Source organism: Arthrobacter sp. (genome assembly GCF_031988865.1).
Lineage (GTDB): Bacteria > Actinomycetota > Actinomycetes > Actinomycetales > Micrococcaceae > Arthrobacter_B.
In genome coordinates this window covers 1-4,735 of sequence record NZ_DALZXY010000145.1, presented here as the reverse complement: position 1 = coordinate 4,735, position 4,735 = coordinate 1, and the positions used below count along the sequence as shown (strand labels likewise).

Sequence of the window (4,735 nt, the reverse complement as noted above, 5' to 3'; positions counted from 1 at the left end):
GCTGCCGCCGTCGCCGTCGGGACGGCGGTGCTCCGCTGCCCGGAAAGCGGGGCATCCCAGACCCACAAGGATGCGCTGGCCGATCCCGGGTTTGATGCGACCGTCCTCACCCGCGCGTTCACCGGCCGCTATGCCCGCGGGCTGCGGAACCGGTTTCTCCGCGAGCACGACGCCGGCGCCCCTTCCGGCTACCCGGCCCTGCACCACCTGACCAAACCCATCCGTGCGGCCGCAGCAGCTGCCGGCGACAGCTCGGCGGTAAACCTCTGGGCAGGCACCGGGTTCCGGGCAGCCAGGGCCCTGCCCCTCGGTGAGCTCCTCGCAGACCTGGAACCCTGAGCCCTCCGAGGCAAAAGGCTGTCCGTTCTCTGGACTGCCTTCGGGTGGAGTCCTACGATTCAAGGCAGACTGGCCTGCGTTGATCAGGGGCGGCGGCCGGGGCAGAACTTTCCGCGGACCCAAGGTGGCGCTGATGTCTTCTCTCAAGTACACGGCCGACGACGGAACGGCGGTACCGCCGCGGGTGGTGCCCATCTCCAAGGGGCGGATGGTGGTCAAATGGCTGACCACCACCGATCACAAGACCGTCGGCTACCTCTACCTGATCACGTCGTTTGCCTTCTTTTGCCTGGCCGGCGTGATGGCACTGATCATCCGCGCCGAGCTCTTCCAGCCGGGCCTGGAAATCGTCGCCTCGCGGGAGCAGTACAACCAGCTGTTCACCATGCACGGAACGCTGATGCTGCTGATGTTCGCGACACCGCTGTTTGCCGGGTTCGCGAACGTGATGATGCCGCTGCAGATCGGGGCTCCCGACGTCGCCTTCCCCCGGCTTAACGCCTTGGCGTACTGGTTCTTCCTGTTCGGTTCGCTGATTGCGGTCTCCGGGTTCATTACTCCCCAGGGGGCAGCCTCCTTCGGCTGGACCGCCTATGCCCCGCTGGCAAACACCGCCTTTTCACCGGGAATCGGAGGTGATCTCTGGGTCTTTGGGCTCGCCCTGTCCGGCTTCGGTACCATCCTGGGGTCGGTCAACTTCGTCACGACGATCATCTGCCTGCGCGCCCCCGGGATGACCATGTGGCGGATGCCGATCTTTACGTGGAACACCCTGGTGACAGCCATCATGGTGCTGATGGCATTTCCGCCGCTGGCCGCGGCCCTGTTCGCGCTGGGACTGGACCGGAAATTCGATGCACACATTTTCGACCCGGAGAACGGCGGAGCGATTCTCTGGCAGCACCTGTTCTGGTTCTTCGGGCACCCTGAGGTCTACATCATCGCCCTGCCCTTCTTCGGCATCATTTCCGAGATCATCCCCGTCTTCAGCCGCAAGCCGATCTTCGGCTACAAGGGCCTGGTCTTTGCGACGATTTCGATTGCGGCGCTGTCAATGACCGTCTGGGCACACCACATGTACGTCACCGGTGCGGTCTTCCTGCCCTTCTTCGCTTTTATGACCATGCTGATTGCCGTCCCCACCGGGGTGAAGTTCTTCAACTGGATCGGCACCATGTGGCGTGGAACCATCACGTTCGAGACGCCCATGATGTGGGCGATAGGCTTCCTGATCACCTTCCTTTTCGGCGGCCTGACGGGCATCATCCTGTCCTCCCCGCCGATGGACTTCCACGTCTCCGACACGTACTTCGTGGTCGCGCACTTCCACTACGTGGTCTTTGGCACCGTGGTGTTCGCCATGTTCGGAGGCTTCTACTTCTGGTGGCCAAAATGGACCGGGAAGATGCTCAACGAACGCCTCGGCAAGATCCATTTCTGGCTGCTCTTCCTGGGCTTCCACACGACGTTCCTGATCCAGCACTGGCTCGGGGTCCTGGGGATGCCGCGGCGGTACGCGGACTATCTGGTGGAGGACAACTTCGCCGGGATGAACCAGATCTCCACCGTCGGCTCCATGATCCTGGGCCTTTCCATGGTTCCGTTCTTCTGGAACGTGTACATCACCTGGCGGCGCGGCAAGAAGGTGGAGGTTGACGATCCGTGGGGCTTCGGCGGTTCGCTGGAGTGGGCAACGTCCTGCCCGCCGCCGCGGCACAACTTCACTTCCCTGCCACGGATCCGGTCCGAGCGCCCTGCCCTGGACCTGCACCACCCGGAGCTGAAGCCGCGGGCCAACGAGAAATCGGATTCAGTGGCCGCCAGCCTCCTGGGCGCCGCGGATATGGGCTCCGAGGATCCGAAGAATCCGGATGCCCGGCAATAGCCGGCAATAACCACTGGCGATTACCGACGTTTATCGGGCCCTCTCCACGCCTGTCAGGTCCGCGCTCACCTTCCACAGCTGTGCGGCAGTGGGCCGGTCATAGCTGTCCTTGGAGGATTTGCGTGGTTTGCCCTTACTGAAGAAGGCTCCGTTCACCCCTTCGAGTTCCGGGTCGGACGCTAACAGCACCGAGGTGGCTGCGCCCTTCTCCGTGCTGAGCATAAAGGGCCGGGCCAACGGAACGAAGACCCGCTGCACAGTCCCGGGGTCCTCCGCCCCGAAGGAGGTTCGCACCACTCCCGGATGCAGGGCATTGGCGGTGACCGGGCTGCCCTGCAGGCGTCTGGCCAGTTCGTAGGTGAACAGGAGGTTGGCGAGCTTGGACTGGTTGTATGCGCGCGAGCCGGAGTAGGAGTTTTCGCCTTGGAGGTCATCGAAGTCGATCCGGCCCTGGGTGTGGGCGTTCGAGGACACCGTCACGACCCGCGCCGGCGCGCTCTCCTGCAGCCTCTCCAGCAGCAGATTGGTCAGCAGGAACGGTGCCAGGTGGTTTAGGGCAAAGGTGTGCTCGAGACCGTCGGCGGTTACATGCCGGGTGCTCCAGTATCCTCCGACGTTGTTGACCAGCACGTCGATACGGGGGAGTGCCGCCAAAATCTCCCCGGCCATTCGCCGAACGTCCGCCTGCGACGACATATCGCCGACAAAAACGTCAACCTGTCTGCTGCCAGCTGCGCGGATCTCCTGCGCGGCCGCCTCTGTACGTCCTTGGTCTCGCCCCGTGATCGCCAGCTGCGCGCCCATGGCTGCCAACCCGAGCGCTGTCGCCTTGCCGATTCCTCCGGTGGCACCGGTGACCAGCACGGTCCGGCCCCTCATTGCCTGGTTCTGGGTCATGGTCTGGATCCTCCGACGCCTGGCTATGCCGTTACCTTACGTCCCCCGGCCCGCTTGATCGACAGGTTGCGCGGTTCGGTAGCCCAGCCCTTGCCCGCCGGTGACACAGAAGCGGCACTGTCCGGACCCGGGGCCCGGACAGTGCCGCTTCCGTGTGCTTGGCGGTGCGGACTAGCCGCGGCCGCTCACGCAGATCAGGTACCGCGCGTAATCGATCGCGTACTTCAGCCAGCCGCGGACATCCCACCAGTTCTTCGGCGGGATGGGCCGCTTGCAGGTCGGCTGTTCCGGGCCGGCCTCAACCGTGACCGGGATGGTCACCGTGGTACCCGACGAAGCAGCTGTCAGGACCAGGGATCCGGTGCCGGAGGCCGACGCCGGCAGGGTGGCCGTGACGTTTGCTGCACCACCGGACACCGGGACGGAACCCAGTGCGACGGCGGTTCCCCCGGTGGGTACCCAGCCCACCGCCAGCGTGGTGTTGGCCGGGCTGCCCAGCGAGGTCAGGTCCAGCTTCTGGACCGTGAAGGCCACTGCGGAACCAGCCTTTGCCGTGGCGGGAGCACCCTTGGTGATGACGCCCTGGCGGGCGAAATCCGGGGACACCGGGCTGTTGGCCTGCAGGTAGCTGATCCACGCATCCCGGTCGATCAGCCCGGAATCCCGGGTATCAGTGCCCTGGCGGAAAGTGGTGAAGTTATCCCCGCCCTGGGCCAGGAAGCTGAACGTGCCCACCCGGTAGGCCCGGGCCGTATCCAGGGGTGCACCGTTGATCGTCACGGCCTGGATCCGGGAGCCGCGGGGCTGGTCCGGGTCGTAGGTGTAGGTGACGTTATCGGAGAGGCCCAGGGCCAGGAACGGACGGGAGCTGCCGTCCGGCTGCCACTGTTCCTCCAGCACCGCCTTCAGCTGGGCCCCGGTGAGCGTGGTGGTCCACAGGTTGTTCACGAAGGGGAGCACGGCGTTGGCTTCGGCGTAGGTAATGACGCCGTCCGGTCCGTAGTAGAGCTCCGCCCGCAGCCCGCCGGGGTTGGTGATGCCGATTTCGGCACCGCCGCGCTCGGGAGCGGCCAGCGAGGAGAGCAGCGAATCGGCCACCAGGTTGCCCAGTGTGGATTCGTTGGACCGGTCATCGCGGTTGGTGCCGGTGAAGGCCGTGGTGATGTCGGCGGTGACCGAGCCGACCGGCTGGTTGCCAACCTCTGCTGCGTAGGCCAGGGCGGCGTCGACAATCCGCTTGACCTCGGCGACGGCCGGGTAGGCCGCCACCAGGTCGGCAGCGGGGGTGGTGGTCCGCGCGACGTTACCGGCGGTGTAGGAAAGCACCTCGTCCGTCTCGGCGTTGTACTCCAGCTCGATCTGACCGATGAACTCACCGTACGAACCGGTCTGGACCACCGGACGGGTTTTGCCCTCCACACCGGGAACCGGAGCATCCCACGCGTACTGCTTGTGCGTGTGTCCGGTGTAGATGGCGTCCACCAGCGCGCTGGTTTCCGTCACGATCTCCGCGAAGGCACCGCCGCCGGCAAGCTCCTCTTCCAAGGTGGCGCCGTCGGGCGTGCCCGCTCCTGCGCCCTCGTGGTATTCGGCAATGATGACGTCGGCCAGGCC

The 4,735-nt window shown here is 65.3% G+C and carries 4 protein-coding genes; 2 read left to right on the top strand and 2 right to left on the bottom strand.

What is annotated here, in order from left to right; genetic code table 11:
* Positions 1-339 (top strand): nitronate monooxygenase (locus RTN46_RS16435; RefSeq protein WP_312183000.1); only part of this gene is annotated, 339 nt, incomplete at its 5' end.
* A gap of 133 nt (positions 340-472) precedes the next feature.
* On the top strand, positions 473-2,224 hold the full coding sequence (ctaD, locus tag RTN46_RS16430; RefSeq protein WP_312182998.1) for a cytochrome c oxidase subunit I: 1,752 nt from the start codon (positions 473-475) through the stop codon (positions 2,222-2,224).
* Positions 2,225-2,254: 30 nt separating this feature from the next.
* Here the strand turns inward: ctaD and RTN46_RS16425 are convergent, their stop codons facing one another.
* Together RTN46_RS16425 and RTN46_RS16420 are read right to left on the bottom strand one after the other, a co-directional pair.
* A complete protein-coding gene (locus RTN46_RS16425) occupies positions 2,255-3,121 on the bottom strand; it encodes an SDR family oxidoreductase (protein ID WP_312182996.1) in 867 nt (288 codons plus the stop codon).
* Between the two features lie 171 nt (positions 3,122-3,292).
* On the bottom strand, positions 3,293-4,735 hold a 1,443-nt coding region (locus RTN46_RS16420; protein WP_312182994.1), incomplete at its 5' end, for a 5'-nucleotidase C-terminal domain-containing protein.